Here is a 14,082-nt window from a genome sequence, read left to right as displayed (position 1 = left end):
TTAAACGCGACGTTTTTTCGGTGGACGACAACCGTTATGAGGAATCGGAGTCACATCAGTAATATTAGTGATGCGGAAACCAGCCGCGTTTAATGCACGGATAGTTGACTCACGACCAGGACCAGGTCCTTTTACCATAACTTCCAAGTTCTTAATTCCGTACTCTTTAACAGCTTCAGCGCAACGTTCTGCTGCAACCTGAGCCGCAAACGGAGTAGATTTACGAGAACCACGGAAACCGGAACCACCGGCAGTAGCCCAACCCAACGCGTTACCTTGACGGTCTGTAATAGTAACGATTGTGTTGTTGAAAGAAGCATGGATATGAGCCACACCGTCAGAGACTTGTTTTCTTACACGCTTACGTGCACGAATAGGTGCTTTTGCCATTGTTCAAATACCCCGATTATTTCTTGATCGGCTTACGCGGACCCTTACGGGTACGTGCGTTAGTCTTAGTACGCTGACCGCGAACTGGTAGACCACGACGATGACGTAAACCACGGTAAGTACCAAGATCCATCAGACGTTTGATGCTCAGGGTAACTTCACGACGTAGATCACCTTCTACAACGTATTTGGCAACTTCGTCACGCAGCTTGTCGATTTGCTCTTCAGACAGCTCACTGATCTTAACATTTTCAGCAATACCCGTTGCTTCACAGATAGCCTGTGAACGAGTTTTACCAATGCCGTAAATCGATGTTAAAGCGATTACGGTATGTTTATGATCAGGAATGTTAATGCCTGCTATACGGGCCACTATGCACTCCTAAATTAACTTTATACAGTACTATTCTGAAAAGCCCGTTTTCAGGATACTCAAACAATACTGTATGATTATAAATGATTGGGCTGGCTAATTTAGCCAGCTCAACCGAACTTTGCAAGAAAAAAATGCAATAATTTAGCCTTGACGCTGTTTATGCTTAGGGTCAACACTGCAAATTACACGCACGTGGCCGTGACGTCTAACGATTTTGCAGTTACGGCACATTTTCTTGACGGAAGCACGAACTTTCATTTTTACTCTCCGTAACTTCTAAAACAAACCCATCTTATCGGTAATTAGCCTTTAAGGTTTGCTTTTTTCAATGCAGACTCATACTGACTTGACATCAGGAGAGTTTGCACTTGAGCCATAAAATCCATGATGACCACAACCACGATTAAGAGGGAAGTACCACCAAAATAGAAAGGTACTTTCATTGCGTCACGCATGAACTCCGGGATGAGACAGATAAAGGTAATGTACAGGGCACCGATTAAGGTTAAACGTGTCATCACTTTATCTATATATTTAGCCGTCTGCTCTCCCGGGCGAATTCCTGGTACAAATGCACCGGACTTCTTCAGGTTATCTGCCGTTTCTCTTGGGTTGAAAACCAACGCCGTATAGAAGAAACAGAAGAAGATGATTGCAGCAGCGTATAGTAACACATAAATAGGTTGACCAGGCTGTAAATTTAAAGAAATTGTCGTCAGCCAACCCCATCCTGTACCATCGCCAAACCAAGAGGTTATTGTACCAGGAAACAGAATAATACTTGAAGCAAAAATTGCCGGTATTACACCCGCCATATTTACCTTAAGTGGTAGATGTGTACTTTGTGCCGCGTATATTCTACGCCCTTGTTGACGTTTTGCATAGTTAACAACGATACGACGTTGTCCTCTTTCTACAAAAACAACAAAGAAAGTTACCGCGAACACCAATACTGCAACCAACAATAACAGGAGGAAGTGCAGTTCGCCTTGCCGCGCCTGCTCGATGGTTTGACCAATGGCAGGTGGAAGACCTGCAACGATACCTGCAAAGATAATGATTGAGATACCGTTACCAATACCACGTTCAGTGATTTGCTCACCTAACCACATCAGGAACATTGTCCCTGTGACTAAGCTCACAACAGCCGTAATATAGAATGGTAAGCCTGGATTAATAACCAGACCTTGCATTCCTGGCATATTCGGTAAGCCTGTTGCGATACCAATAGATTGGAATATCGCCAGCACCAAAGTACCATAACGGGTATATTGGCTGATCTTACGACGACCGGCCTCCCCTTCCTTCTTAATCTCCGCTAACCGAGGGTTAACCACTGATAATAGTTGGATAATAATCGATGCCGAAATATAAGGCATGATACCCAGCGCAAAGATAGAAGCACGGCTAAGAGCACCACCAGAGAACATGTTAAACATTTCAATGATGGTGCCTTTTTGCTGATCGAGCAATTTGGCAAGCACAGTGGCATCAATACCAGGGATAGGAATAAAAGAGCCAATCCTAAAGACAATTAGTGCACCAAGAACAAACAGTAATCTGCGTTTTAGTTCACCTATACCACCTTTAGCACTCTGAAAATCTAACCCTGGTTGTTTAGCCATCTGTCACTTATTCCTCAATTTTACCGCCAGCTGATTCGATTGCTGCACGGGCACCTTTGGTAACACGCAGACCACGAATAGTCACTGCACGGTTAACCTCGCCAGACAGAATTAATTTTGCAAATTCAATCTGTGGGCCAACAACGTTTGCGGCTTTCAGTGCATTCAGATCGATTACATCGCCTTCAACATAAGCCAAATCAGACAGACGGATTTCCGCAGTCACGAATGATTTACGTGAAGTAAAACCAAATTTTGGTAAACGACGGTATAAAGGCATCTGACCACCTTCAAAACCACGACGTACGCCACCGCCAGAACGAGATTTCTGACCTTTGTGACCACGGCCGCCAGTTTTACCTAGGCCAGAACCGATACCACGACCTACACGTTTAGGCGCATGCTTGGCACCTTCAGCCGGAGACAGAGTATTTAAACGCATCTCTTACTCCTCAACTTTAACCATATAGGAAACCAAGTTGATCATACCGCGAACTGCTGGTGTATCTTCGCGTTCTACAGTGTGACCGATGCGACGCAGACCTAAACCAGCCATAGTTGCCTTATGTTTAGGCAGACGGCCGATTAAACTGCGTGTTTGAGTAATTTTAATAGTCTTAGCCATGGTCATTACCCCAGAATTTCTTCAACGGATTTACCACGCTTAGCTGCGACCATTTCTGGAGACTTCATGCTATCTAAAGCGTCCAGTGTTGCACGAACGACGTTAATCGGATTCGTGGAACCATAGGTTTTAGCCAGTACGTTACGAACGCCAGCCACTTCTAGAACTGCACGCATTGCACCACCTGCGATGATACCAGTACCTTCATGAGCAGGCTGCATAAATACGCGAGAACCTGTATGAGTACCTTTAATAGGGTGGAACAGAGTACCGTTGTTTAAAGCGACGGTTTTCATATTGCGACGGGCTTTTTCCATCGCTTTCTGGATTGCTGCCGGAACTTCGCGAGCTTTGCCATATCCAAAACCAACGCGGCCATTACCATCACCAACTACTGTAAGAGCGGTGAAGCTAAAGATACGACCACCTTTAACGGTTTTCGATACGCGGTTTACCGCGATCAGCTTTTCCTGCAGTTCGCCAGCTTGTTTCTCGATGTGAGCCATCTTACACTCCTACCTTAGAACTGAAGGCCAGCTTCACGGGCAGCATCTGCCAGTGCCTGGACTCGACCATGATATTGGAAACCGGAACGGTCAAATGATACTGATTTGATACCTTTTTCCAGAGCGCGTTCAGCAACAATTTTACCAACTACTGCTGCTGCTTCTTTGTTTCCAGTGTTTTTCAGTTGCTCAATGATAGCTTTTTCTGTAGTAGAAGCGGCCACCAAAGTTTCAGAACCGTTTGGTGCAATAACCTGCGCATAAATATGGCGAGGGGTACGATGTACCACCAGGCGAGTCGCACCCAGTTCCTGGAGCTTACGGCGTGCGCGGGTCGCACGACGGATACGAGCTGCTTTCTTATCCATAGTGTTACCTTACTTCTTCTTAGCCTCTTTGATACGCACAACTTCGTCGGCGTAACGAATACCTTTACCTTTATAAGGTTCAGGGCGACGGTAAGCACGCAGTTCAGCTGCTACTTGACCAATCACTTGCTTATCCGCACCTTTCAGTAGGATTTCAGTTTGTGTTGGACATTCAGCAGTGATGCCTGCTGGCAGTTGGTGTTCCACTGGATGTGAATAACCTACTGATAAGTTAACTGTGTTGCCCTTAACAGACGCACGATAACCTACACCTACCAGTTGCAGTTTCTTAGTGAAGCCTTCGGTAACACCTACAACCATTGCATTTAGCAGTGAACGAGTAGTACCCGCTTGTGCCCATGCATCAGCATAACCATCGCGTGGTGCGAAAGTTAGTTGGTTGTCAGCATGTTGAATTTCAACTGCATTATGGATAGTACGAGTAAGCTCGCCGTTTTTACCCTTAATCGTAATTACCTGACCGTTGAGTTTAACCTCTACGCCGGCAGGAATGACGACGGGTGCTTTTGCCACACGAGACATTCTTTCCTCCCGAATTAAGCTACGTAGCAGATAATCTCGCCACCAAGACCTGCTTGGCGAGCTGCACGATCAGTCATAACACCTTTTGAGGTAGAAACAACAGCGATGCCCAGTCCTGCCATAACTTGTGGCAGCTCATCTTTTCTTTTATAGATGCGCAGACTTGGACGGCTTACGCGCTGAATGCTTTCTACTACAGCCTTACCTTGGAAATATTTTAAAGTGATTTCCAGTTCTGGCTTAGTGTCGCCTTCAATTTTAAAATCTTCGATATAACCTTCTTCCTTAAGCACGTTGGCAATCGCCACTTTCAGCTTGGAGGAAGGCATTGTGACCGCAACTTTATTCGCGGCCTGACCGTTACGGATACGGGTCAGCATATCCGCGATGGGATCTTGCATGCTCATCTGTCTTTACTCCCGTGATTCAATTAGGGTGATTACCAGCTAGCCTTTCTAAGGCCCGGGATTTCACCGCGCATAGCGGCTTCACGGACTTTAATACGGCTTAGGCCAAATTTCCGCAGGAAACCGTGCGGACGTCCAGTTTGACGGCAGCGGTTACGCTGACGTGAAGGACTTGAATCACGTGGCAGTGTTTGCAGTTTCAGAACAGCATTCCAACGATCTTCATCAGATACGTTTACATCTGAAACGATAGCTTTCAGTTCTGCGCGTTTTGCGAAGAATTTCTCAGCTAAATTCGCACGTTTTACATCACGTGCTTTCATAGATTTCTTAGCCATGAATGCCCTGCCTTACTTGCGGAACGGGAAGTTAAACGCTGCTAACAATGCGCGACCTTCATCATCAGATTTCGCAGTCGTAGTAATGGTAATATCCAAACCACGAACACGATCCACTTTATCGTAATCGATTTCAGGGAAGATGATTTGTTCACGCACGCCCATGCTGTAGTTACCACGTCCATCGAATGATTTAGCGGACAAACCACGGAAGTCACGGATACGTGGTACAGCAATAGAGATCAGACGTTCAAAGAACTCCCACATGCGTTCGCCACGCAGGGTCACTTTACAGCCGATCGGATAGCCCTGGCGGATTTTGAAGCCTGCAACAGATTTGCGTGCTTTGGTGATCAGAGGTTTTTGACCTGAGATTGCTGCTAAATCAGCTGCTGCATTATCCAGCAGTTTTTTATCAGCAATTGCTTCACCAACACCCATGTTCAGGGTGATCTTCTCGACCCGAGGGACTTGCATGACAGAATGGTAACCAAACTGAGACATCAGTTTTTGGACTACCTCGTCTTTGTAGTAATCATGCAGTTTCGCCATCGTATACTCCAAATTACTTGATAGTTTCTTTATTAGATTTGAAGAAACGAACTTTTTTGCCGTCTTCGAATCTAAAACCTACACGGTCAGCCTTGCCGGTTGCCGCATTGAAGATTGCAACGTTAGAAACTTGAATTGCAGCTTCTTTTTCAACGATGCCACCTGGTTGGTTCAGAGCCGGTACTGGCTTCTGATGTTTTTTAACCAGATTGATACCTTCAACGATAACTTTACCAGAAGAAAGAACCTGTTTTACTTTACCGCGCTTACCTTTATCTTTACCAGTTAGCACGATAACTTCGTCTTCACGACGGATTTTCGCTGCCATTGCCTGCTCCTTAGAGTACTTCAGGTGCCAGAGAGATTATTTTCATAAACTTCTCGTTACGAAGTTCACGAGTAACCGGCCCAAAAATACGCGTACCAATAACTTGCTCGCTGTTGTTGTTTAACAATACACAAGCGTTGCTATCGAAGCGAATGACAGAACCGTCAGGGCGACGAACACCCTTCTTGGTGCGCACCACTACCGCTTTCAGTACATCACCTTTCTTAACTTTACCACGTGGAATTGCTTCTTTAATGGTAATTTTGATGATGTCACCTACATCTGCGTAGCGACGGTGCGAGCCACCTAGAACCTTGATACACATTACGCGACGTGCACCGGAGTTGTCGGCCACGTTCAGCATAGTCTGTTCTTGGATCATTTTAGTGCTCCGCTAAATGTCAACTACTACTGAGCCACTTCCACATTAGAAGAGGCCGTTCAATATCCCATAATACGAGGGAGCGGCATTATAACACCACATTCTCGATATGGACAGAAAAAATAAACGGCTCGTTCAGTTTTGAGCCGTTTATTTCGTACGAAAAGGCTATTTTATTACAGAACAGCTTTTTCTACAACGCGAACTAACGCCCAAGACTTAGTCTTAGAGATAGGACGTGTTTGACGAATTTCTACTACGTCACCCATGCCACATTCGTTGTTCTCGTCATGTACATGCAGTTTAGTCGTACGACGGATGAATTTACCATATAATGGATGTTTCACCATACGATCGATAGCAACAACAACAGATTTTTCCATTTTGTCACTTACCACACGACCTTGCAGAGTACGGATTTTATCGGTCATTACGCACCCGCCTTCTCAGTCAGTAAAGTCTTAACGCGTGCGATATTACGACGCACTTGTTTCAACAGATGAGACTGTTGTAACTGACCACTTGCTGCCTGCATACGCAGATTGAACTGCTCACGCAGTAAGTTCAGCAATTCAGTGTTCAGCTCTTCAACGCTCTTTTCGCGCAGCTCTTTTGCTTTCATTACATCACCGTCTTAGTTACAAAGGTGGTTTTGATAGGCAGTTTTGCTGCCGCTAGCTGAAATGCTTCACGGGCCACTTCTTCAGGCACACCATCCATTTCATATAGGACTTTACCTGGCTGGATCAAGGCAACCCAATACTCTACGTTACCTTTACCTTTACCCATACGGACTTCGAGCGGCTTTTCAGTGATTGGTTTGTCTGGGAACACACGGATCCAGATTTTACCCTGACGCTTAACTGCACGGGTCATTGCACGACGTGCCGCTTCGATCTGACGTGCAGTCAGACGACCACGGCCCACAGCTTTAAGACCGTAAGTCCCGAAGCTTACATCCGTACCTATAGCTAAGCCACGGTTGCGGCCTTTATGCACTTTACGGAATTTTGTACGCTTAGGTTGTAACATCAGCGACTCTCCTTACTTGCGGCCTTTACGCTGCTGCTTTTTAGGTTGAGCGGCTGGTTTTTCCGCCTGTTCAACCGCAGCCATACCACCCAGGATCTCACCTTTGAAGATCCATACCTTAACGCCGAGCACACCATAAGTAGTATGTGCTTCTGAGGTATTGTAGTCGATATCTGCACGCAGAGTGTGCAGAGGTACACGACCTTCACGATACCATTCAGTACGAGCGATTTCAGCGCCGCCTAAACGACCACTTACTTCCACTTTAATACCTTTAGCGCCTAAACGCATTGCGTTCTGTACCGCACGCTTCATAGCACGACGGAACATAACACGACGTTCCAGCTGTGAAGTGATGCTGTCAGCAACTAATTTTGCGTCCAGTTCAGGTTTACGTACTTCGGCGATATTAATTTGCGCAGGAACGCCAGCGATATCCGCTACGTTTTTACGCAGTTTTTCTACATCTTCACCTTTTTTACCGATAACGATACCTGGGCGAGCAGTGTGAATAGTCACACGGATGCTTTTCGCAGGACGTTCGATAACGATACGAGATACAGATGCTTTTGCCAGTTCTTTAGTTAAGTACTGGCGCACTTTAAAATCGCTGTCTAGGTTGTCAGCGAATTCATTGGTACCCGCATACCATGTGGAATTCCAAGGCTTGACAATGCCAAGGCGGATACCATTAGGATGTACTTTTTGACCCATTGCTAGTCTCCAGAGTCTCAGCGATCGGACACAACCACAGTGATGTGGCTGGTGCGCTTCAGAATACGATCTGCACGGCCTTTTGCACGAGGCATAATGCGCTTCATAGAAGGACCTTCGTCAACAAAGATCTTAGCTACTTTCAGATCATCAATGTCAGCGCCATCGTTGTGTTCTGCATTAGCAATAGCAGACTCGAGTACTTTCTTCACTAAACCAGCAGCTTTCTTGTTGGTATAGGTCAGAGTTTCCAGAGCTTGCGACACTTTCTTACCGCGAATCAGGTCTGCCACCAGGCGAACCTTCTGAGCAGAAGAACGAGCGTGGCGATGTATAGCGATAGTTTCCATCTCTTCCTCCTACCTTATTTCTTCTTAGCCTTTTTATCGGCTGCATGACCGCGATAAGTACGGGTCGGCGCGAATTCACCCAGTTTGTGACCAACCATTTCGTCGGAAACGTAAACTGGAACATGCTGACGACCATTATGGACAGCGATGGTCAAACCGATCATGTTAGGAAAGATCGTTGAACGACGGGACCAAGTCTTAACAGGCTTTTTGTCACCGCTTTCCACCGCTTTCTCTACCTTCTTCAGCAAGTGCAGGTCAATAAATGGACCTTTCTTGAGAGAACGTGGCATGGCTTATCCTCTAATTATTTCTTAGTACGACGATGAACGATAAAGTGTTCAGTGCGTTTGTTTTTACGAGTCTTCTTACCTTTGGTTTGAACGCCCCAAGGTGTTACTGGGTGTTTACCAAAGTTACGACCTTCACCACCACCGTGTGGGTGGTCTACTGGGTTCATCGCAGTACCGCGAACGGTAGGACGAATACCACGCCAGCGACTTGCACCAGCTTTACCCAGAACGCGTAACATGTGCTCAGAGTTACCTACTTCACCGATAGTTGCACGGCAATCAGAAGGGATCTTACGCATTTCACCAGAACGCAGACGAATAGTGACATAAGCACCATCACGCGCAACGATTTGAACGTAAGTACCAGCTGAACGAGCTAACTGACCACCTTTACCTGGTTTCATTTCTACGTTATGAACGGTAGAACCAACCGGGATATTACGCATTGGTAAGGTGTTACCCGTTTTGATAGCAGCATCAACGCCAGATTGAACTTTATCACCCGCTTTCAGGCCTTTTGGAGCCAGGATGTAGCGGCGTTCACCATCAGCATACAGCACTAAAGCGATGTTAGCTGAACGGTTTGGATCATATTCCAGACGTTCTACTGTCGCAGGGATACCATCTTTGTTGCGTTTAAAGTCAACAATACGGTAAGCCTGTTTGTGACCACCACCGATATGACGGGTAGTGATACGACCATTGTTGTTACGACCACCGGATTTGCTGTTCTTTTCCAGCAATGGCGCATAAGGTTTCCCTTTATGCAGCTCTGGGTTTACCACTTTAACTACGTGGCGACGGCCCGGAGACGTAGGTTTACATTTAACAATTGCCATTGTTCTTTACTCCTCCGACTTACTCAGCGCCGCCGACGAAGTCCAGATTCTGGCCTTCCTTCAGGGTGACGTAAGCTTTTTTCCAGTCGCTACGACGACCAATACGCTGACCGTGACGTTTCACTTTGCCTTTCATCAGCAGAGTGTTAACACTTTCAACTTCGACTTCAAACAGTTTTTGTACAGCTGCTTTAATCTCTGCTTTGGTCGCGTCTTTAGCAACTTTGAGAACGATGGTGTTTGATTTTTCCATCGCGATAGAAGCTTTTTCAGATACATGCGGCGCGCGCAGTACTTTCAGCAGACGTTCTTCACGGATCATGCCAGCATCTCCTCAACTTGCTTCACAGCGTCAGCAGTCATGACGACTTTGTCGAAGGCGATTAAGCTAACTGGATCGATTGTTGCTGCATCACGAACGTCTACTTTGTATAAGTTACGTGCTGCTAAGTACAGATTCTCATCAACTTCTGCTGTGACAATCAGTACATCTTCCAGAGCCATATCTTTCAGTTTCTGTGCTAAAAGCTTAGTTTTAGGCGCTTCAACAGAGAACTTCTCTACGACGATCAGACGATCTTGACGTACCAGTTCTGACAGAATGCTCTTCAGAGCACCGCGGTACATCTTTTTGTTTACTTTTTGACTGTGGTCCTGTGGTTTAGCTGCGAAGCTAACACCACCAGAGCGCCAAATTGGGCTCTTGATTGAACCTGAACGTGCACGACCTGTACCTTTCTGGCGCCATGGCTTTTTGCCTGAACCAGAAACTTCAGCACGAGTTTTCTGAGCACGAGTACCTTGACGAGCACCAGCAGCGTATGCAACGACTACTTGATGCACAAGCGCTTCGTTAAAGTCACGCCCGAAGGTAGTTTCGGAAACAGTCAGCGCGCCTTGCGCGTCTTTCATTACCAATTCCATTCCTATCTCCTCGACGTTACGCCTTGACAGCTGGTTTAACGATCAGGTCACTGCCAGTTGCACCTGGGACAGCACCTTTGACCAGCAGCAGGTTGCGCTCAGCGTCAACACGTACTACTTCCAGGCTCTGAACGGTAACTTGTTCGTTACCCAGTTGACCTGCCATTTTCTTGCCTTTAAATACACGACCCGGAGTCTGGTTCTGACCGATAGAACCCGGAACGCGGTGAGACAAGGAGTTACCGTGGGTAGCATCTTGAGTACGGAAGTTCCAGCGCTTTACAGTACCAGCAAAACCTTTACCTTTAGATGTTCCAGTAACGTCGACTTTTTTAACGTCAGCGAAAATTTCTACACTAATGCTTTGACCTACAGTGTATTCTTCGCCTTCGTTCAGACGGAATTCACGCAGTAAGCGGCCAGCTTCAACGCCAGCTTTAGCAAAATGACCTGCTTCAGGTTTCAGTACACGGTTCGCTTTTTTGCTACCTGTAGTCACCTGAATTGCACGATAACCGTCTTTCTCTAGATCTTTGACCTGAGTAACACGGTTGTTTTCAATTTCGATAACGGTTACAGGGATTGAAACGCCATCTTCAGTGAAGATACGAGTCATTCCTACTTTTTTACCGACTAAACCAATCATTGTTTCAACCTCTCAATCGCTTGATGACCTGATTAACCTAGGCTGATCTGCACGTCTACGCCGGCAGCCAGATCCAGACGCATCAGAGCATCAACGGTTTTCTCGGTTGGCTCAACGATGTCAACCAGACGTTTGTGAGTGCGAATTTCATACTGATCACGCGCATCTTTATTAACGTGCGGAGAAATCAACACTGTGAAACGCTCTTTGCGAGTCGGCAGTGGGATTGGACCACGAACTTGCGCACCTGTGCGCTTAGCAGTCTCTACGATTTCCGCAGTTGATTGATCAATCAGACGATGATCAAAAGCTTTCAGGCGGATACGGATTCTTTGGTTCTGCATGAGACCAGAGCTCCAACTATTTTTTATAAACGTAAATGATTACTACTCGTACCCATTTCGATTGATGAGAGAGTGTAATCGTTCTGCATATAACTCCCCAATCGGGAGTATTATATTAATGCAATAAAAAAATCTGCATTAGCTGATAAATCAGCCCCACTAAATCAGTGAGCCTGCGCATTATACTTGCCTGAGAGATGAAATCAAGCCAAGAATAAAAAAACAGCGATAAAAATTATCTAGTCACAGCAAATTGAACTTAAAAAATAAAAGGCAAAGGCAACAATAGCGTTACCTTTGCTTTTATAAATTCGATAGATAGCAATAAAGAAAGATTAATACTTCTTTTTTGCTAAAAGATGAGATCACTCTTCAATCATTTGCGCTTGAAGATAGTTTTGTAGTCCGATACGTTCAATAAGCTCTAGTTGGGTTTCAATCCAATCGATATGCCCTTCTTCATCCGTTAAGATTTCTAGCATCAGATCTCTGCTCACATAATCATGAATTGAATCAGCATAAGCGATAGCTTCACGTAAGTCTTTTGCTCCCCCTAATTCGAGTTCAAGATCTGAACGCAACATCTCTTCAACATCTTCACCGATATTGAGTTTTCCTAAATCTTGTAAGTTAGGGATACCTTCTAAAAATAAAATACGCTCAATATATTTATCAGCATGCTTCATTTCATCAATAGACTCATGGTATTCCATCGCATTAAGGCGAGTAAATCCCCAATTTTTAAACATACGGGCATGCAAGAAATACTGATTAATTGCAACAAGTTCACCACCTAATAATTTATTAAGGTGGGCTATCATTTTTTTATCACCTTTCATTTTTATGCTCCTTTGCTTCCAGTCTTTTTAGTGTAGACCTTTTATACAAAGTAGAGAGAAAGGAATATTAAAAACTGTTATGCAACTTCAGAAATTTGAGGATAAAGGAGGTGTTGTTCATCATCTATAAGTTGACGAGCTTGACGTATACATTTACCACAACAACTGCCTACAGGTAGGATTTGACGCAATTGATTGATTGTTCGAATTTGATGTTTATGAACAGTAGAGATAATTTTTTTATCACTCACACCATGACACAGACAGACATACATAATAACGACCTCATTAACTACCTATCAAGATAGTAAATGATAATCATTGTTATTTCAATTTCTATTTATCGTACAGATCTATCTAAGTGTGCTGATGATAATAAAAAATGAATAATGGCAATAAGCTAGTTATCGTTAATAGAGGCATAAACTAAAAAAGGGCATCATCAGATGCCCTTTTCAAAAATAATAAAGCTAGGAATTAACCTAATACTTTAGCAACAACACCCGCACCTACTGTACGGCCACCTTCACGGATTGCGAAGCGTAAACCTTCGTCCATTGCGATTGGGTGGATCAGTTCAACGATCATGTTCACGTTGTCGCCTGGCATTACCATTTCTACGCCTTCTGGTAATTCGATAGTACCAGTTACGTCAGTTGTACGGAAGTAGAACTGTGGACGGTAGCCTTTGAAGAATGGAGTGTGACGACCACCTTCATCTTTGCTCAGAATATAAACTTCTGATTCAAATTTGTTGTGTGGGTTGATTGAACCTGGTTTCGCCAGTACTTGTCCACGTTCGATTTCTTCACGTTTTGTACCACGCAGCAGAACACCTACGTTCTCACCTGCACGACCTTCGTCAAGTAATTTACGGAACATTTCAACGCCAGTACAAGTTGTTTTTGCGGTTTCTTTGATACCAACAATCTCAACTTCATCACCTACTTTGATGATACCACGCTCTACACGACCAGTAACTACTGTACCACGGCCTGAGATTGAGAATACATCTTCGATTGGTAACAGGAATGGTTTGTCAATTGCACGCTCTGGCTCTGGGATATAAGAATCCAGTGCTTCTGCTAATTCAACAATTTTTGCTTCCCACTCTGCTTCGCCTTCCAGTGCTTTCAGCGCTGAACCACGGATTACTGGAGTGTCATCACCTGGGAAATCGTATTGAGACAGAAGTTCACGAACTTCCATTTCAACTAATTCTAACAGCTCTTCATCATCTACCATGTCACATTTGTTCAGGAATACGATGATGTAAGGAACACCAACCTGACGACCTAACAGGATGTGCTCACGAGTTTGTGGCATTGGACCATCAGTTGCTGCTACTACCAGAATAGCTCCGTCCATTTGCGCAGCACCAGTGATCATGTTTTTAACATAGTCGGCGTGACCTGGGCAGTCTACGTGTGCGTAGTGGCGAGTTGGAGTATCGTATTCTACGTGTGAAGTAGAGATGGTGATACCACGCGCTTTTTCTTCTGGCGCATTATCGATTTGGTCGAATGCACGAGCAGCACCACCGTAAGTTTTAGCTAAAACTGTAGTGATTGCAGCAGTCAGAGTTGTTTTACCATGGTCAACGTGGCCGATAGTACCAACGTTAACGTGCGGTTTTGAACGTTCAAATTTTTCTTTAGACA

At 45.0% G+C, this 14,082-nt stretch carries 28 protein-coding genes; all 28 read right to left on the bottom strand.

From position 1 onward, the window contains the following. Entirely contained in the window at positions 1-390 is a 390-nt protein-coding gene (rpsK, locus tag AACV00_RS15935) for a 30S ribosomal protein S11 (protein ID WP_002919257.1), read from the bottom strand. A 16-nt stretch (positions 391-406) separates the two neighbouring features. After that, positions 407-763 carry a 30S ribosomal protein S13 gene (rpsM, locus tag AACV00_RS15930; RefSeq protein WP_004249689.1) on the bottom strand — a complete coding sequence of 119 codons (357 nt, stop codon included), beginning with the start codon at positions 761-763 and terminating at the stop codon, positions 407-409. Positions 764-907: 144 nt separating this feature from the next. Continuing rightward, positions 908-1,024 carry a 50S ribosomal protein L36 gene (gene rpmJ, locus AACV00_RS15925; RefSeq protein WP_012368691.1) on the bottom strand — a complete coding sequence of 39 codons (117 nt, stop codon included), beginning with the start codon at positions 1,022-1,024 and terminating at the stop codon, positions 908-910. A gap of 44 nt (positions 1,025-1,068) precedes the next feature. Beyond that, positions 1,069-2,391 (bottom strand): preprotein translocase subunit SecY, encoded by a 1,323-nt coding sequence (secY, locus tag AACV00_RS15920; protein ID WP_004246943.1) that lies wholly within the window; start codon positions 2,389-2,391, stop codon positions 1,069-1,071. A 7-nt stretch (positions 2,392-2,398) separates the two neighbouring features. After that, positions 2,399-2,833, bottom strand: coding sequence for a 50S ribosomal protein L15 (rplO, locus tag AACV00_RS15915; protein ID WP_004246944.1), 435 nt, complete (start codon positions 2,831-2,833; stop codon positions 2,399-2,401). Positions 2,834-2,836: 3 nt separating this feature from the next. After that, positions 2,837-3,016: a 50S ribosomal protein L30 gene (gene rpmD / locus AACV00_RS15910; RefSeq protein WP_012368690.1), complete on the bottom strand. Its 180-nt coding sequence runs from the start codon at positions 3,014-3,016 to the stop codon at positions 2,837-2,839. Positions 3,017-3,021: 5 nt separating this feature from the next. After that, complete coding sequence (gene rpsE / locus AACV00_RS15905) at positions 3,022-3,522, bottom strand: 30S ribosomal protein S5 (RefSeq protein ID WP_004246946.1); 501 nt, start codon at positions 3,520-3,522, stop codon at positions 3,022-3,024. A 14-nt stretch (positions 3,523-3,536) separates the two neighbouring features. Next, the gene (rplR, locus tag AACV00_RS15900) at positions 3,537-3,890 is read right to left on the bottom strand and encodes a 50S ribosomal protein L18 (protein ID WP_004246947.1); all 354 of its coding nucleotides are present in this window, start codon (positions 3,888-3,890) and stop codon (positions 3,537-3,539) included. Between the two features lie 9 nt (positions 3,891-3,899). Continuing rightward, positions 3,900-4,433, bottom strand: a complete 534-nt coding sequence (rplF, locus tag AACV00_RS15895) for a 50S ribosomal protein L6 (protein WP_004246948.1) — start codon at positions 4,431-4,433, stop codon at positions 3,900-3,902. A 14-nt stretch (positions 4,434-4,447) separates the two neighbouring features. Then, positions 4,448-4,840 (bottom strand): 30S ribosomal protein S8, encoded by a 393-nt coding sequence (gene rpsH / locus AACV00_RS15890; RefSeq protein ID WP_004246950.1) that lies wholly within the window; start codon positions 4,838-4,840, stop codon positions 4,448-4,450. 32 nt (positions 4,841-4,872) lie between these two features. Beyond that, on the bottom strand, positions 4,873-5,178 hold the full coding sequence (gene rpsN, locus AACV00_RS15885) for a 30S ribosomal protein S14 (RefSeq protein WP_004246951.1): 306 nt from the start codon (positions 5,176-5,178) through the stop codon (positions 4,873-4,875). Between the two features lie 12 nt (positions 5,179-5,190). Next, a complete protein-coding gene (gene rplE / locus AACV00_RS15880; RefSeq protein WP_004246952.1) occupies positions 5,191-5,730 on the bottom strand; it encodes a 50S ribosomal protein L5 in 540 nt (179 codons plus the stop codon). A 13-nt stretch (positions 5,731-5,743) separates the two neighbouring features. Next, positions 5,744-6,058, bottom strand: coding sequence for a 50S ribosomal protein L24 (rplX, locus tag AACV00_RS15875; RefSeq protein ID WP_004246953.1), 315 nt, complete (start codon positions 6,056-6,058; stop codon positions 5,744-5,746). A gap of 10 nt (positions 6,059-6,068) precedes the next feature. Next, the gene (gene rplN / locus AACV00_RS15870) at positions 6,069-6,440 is read right to left on the bottom strand and encodes a 50S ribosomal protein L14 (RefSeq protein ID WP_004246955.1); all 372 of its coding nucleotides are present in this window, start codon (positions 6,438-6,440) and stop codon (positions 6,069-6,071) included. A 176-nt stretch (positions 6,441-6,616) separates the two neighbouring features. Next, positions 6,617-6,871, bottom strand: coding sequence for a 30S ribosomal protein S17 (gene rpsQ, locus AACV00_RS15865; protein WP_004246956.1), 255 nt, complete (start codon positions 6,869-6,871; stop codon positions 6,617-6,619). Then, entirely contained in the window at positions 6,871-7,062 is a 192-nt protein-coding gene (gene rpmC, locus AACV00_RS15860; protein WP_004238624.1) for a 50S ribosomal protein L29, read from the bottom strand. Before rpmC ends, rpsQ begins: the two co-directional genes overlap by 1 nt. Further along, positions 7,062-7,472, bottom strand: coding sequence for a 50S ribosomal protein L16 (gene rplP, locus AACV00_RS15855; RefSeq protein ID WP_004246957.1), 411 nt, complete (start codon positions 7,470-7,472; stop codon positions 7,062-7,064). Before rplP ends, rpmC begins: the two co-directional genes overlap by 1 nt. A 12-nt stretch (positions 7,473-7,484) precedes the next feature. After that, complete coding sequence (gene rpsC, locus AACV00_RS15850; RefSeq protein WP_004246958.1) at positions 7,485-8,186, bottom strand: 30S ribosomal protein S3; 702 nt, start codon at positions 8,184-8,186, stop codon at positions 7,485-7,487. 17 nt (positions 8,187-8,203) lie between these two features. Further along, a complete protein-coding gene (gene rplV / locus AACV00_RS15845) occupies positions 8,204-8,536 on the bottom strand; it encodes a 50S ribosomal protein L22 (protein ID WP_004246959.1) in 333 nt (110 codons plus the stop codon). A gap of 14 nt (positions 8,537-8,550) precedes the next feature. Then, on the bottom strand, positions 8,551-8,829 hold the full coding sequence (gene rpsS, locus AACV00_RS15840; protein ID WP_004246960.1) for a 30S ribosomal protein S19: 279 nt from the start codon (positions 8,827-8,829) through the stop codon (positions 8,551-8,553). Positions 8,830-8,843: 14 nt separating this feature from the next. After that, positions 8,844-9,668: a 50S ribosomal protein L2 gene (gene rplB, locus AACV00_RS15835; protein ID WP_004246961.1), complete on the bottom strand. Its 825-nt coding sequence runs from the start codon at positions 9,666-9,668 to the stop codon at positions 8,844-8,846. Between the two features lie 19 nt (positions 9,669-9,687). Beyond that, positions 9,688-9,990, bottom strand: coding sequence for a 50S ribosomal protein L23 (gene rplW, locus AACV00_RS15830; protein ID WP_004246962.1), 303 nt, complete (start codon positions 9,988-9,990; stop codon positions 9,688-9,690). Further along, entirely contained in the window at positions 9,987-10,592 is a 606-nt protein-coding gene (gene rplD, locus AACV00_RS15825) for a 50S ribosomal protein L4 (protein WP_004246964.1), read from the bottom strand. The genes rplW and rplD overlap by 4 nt, the downstream gene beginning before the upstream one ends. A gap of 16 nt (positions 10,593-10,608) precedes the next feature. After that, entirely contained in the window at positions 10,609-11,238 is a 630-nt protein-coding gene (gene rplC / locus AACV00_RS15820; RefSeq protein ID WP_004246966.1) for a 50S ribosomal protein L3, read from the bottom strand. Between the two features lie 32 nt (positions 11,239-11,270). Then, positions 11,271-11,582, bottom strand: coding sequence for a 30S ribosomal protein S10 (gene rpsJ, locus AACV00_RS15815; protein WP_001181005.1), 312 nt, complete (start codon positions 11,580-11,582; stop codon positions 11,271-11,273). Positions 11,583-11,947: 365 nt separating this feature from the next. Then, positions 11,948-12,421, bottom strand: a complete 474-nt coding sequence (bfr, locus tag AACV00_RS15810; RefSeq protein ID WP_004246967.1) for a bacterioferritin — start codon at positions 12,419-12,421, stop codon at positions 11,948-11,950. Between the two features lie 77 nt (positions 12,422-12,498). After that, positions 12,499-12,696 carry a bacterioferritin-associated ferredoxin gene (bfd, locus tag AACV00_RS15805; protein ID WP_004246968.1) on the bottom strand — a complete coding sequence of 66 codons (198 nt, stop codon included), beginning with the start codon at positions 12,694-12,696 and terminating at the stop codon, positions 12,499-12,501. 202 nt (positions 12,697-12,898) lie between these two features. Beyond that, the coding region (tuf, locus tag AACV00_RS15800; protein WP_017627866.1) for an elongation factor Tu at positions 12,899-14,082 on the bottom strand (1,184 nt) is incomplete at its 5' end.

The organism is Proteus sp. G3927 (assembly GCF_963894685.1).
Classification (GTDB): Bacteria; Pseudomonadota; Gammaproteobacteria; order Enterobacterales; family Enterobacteriaceae; genus Proteus; species Proteus mirabilis.
Note: the sequence above shows the minus strand (reverse complement) of the source record. Positions and strands in the feature narration are given on the sequence as shown.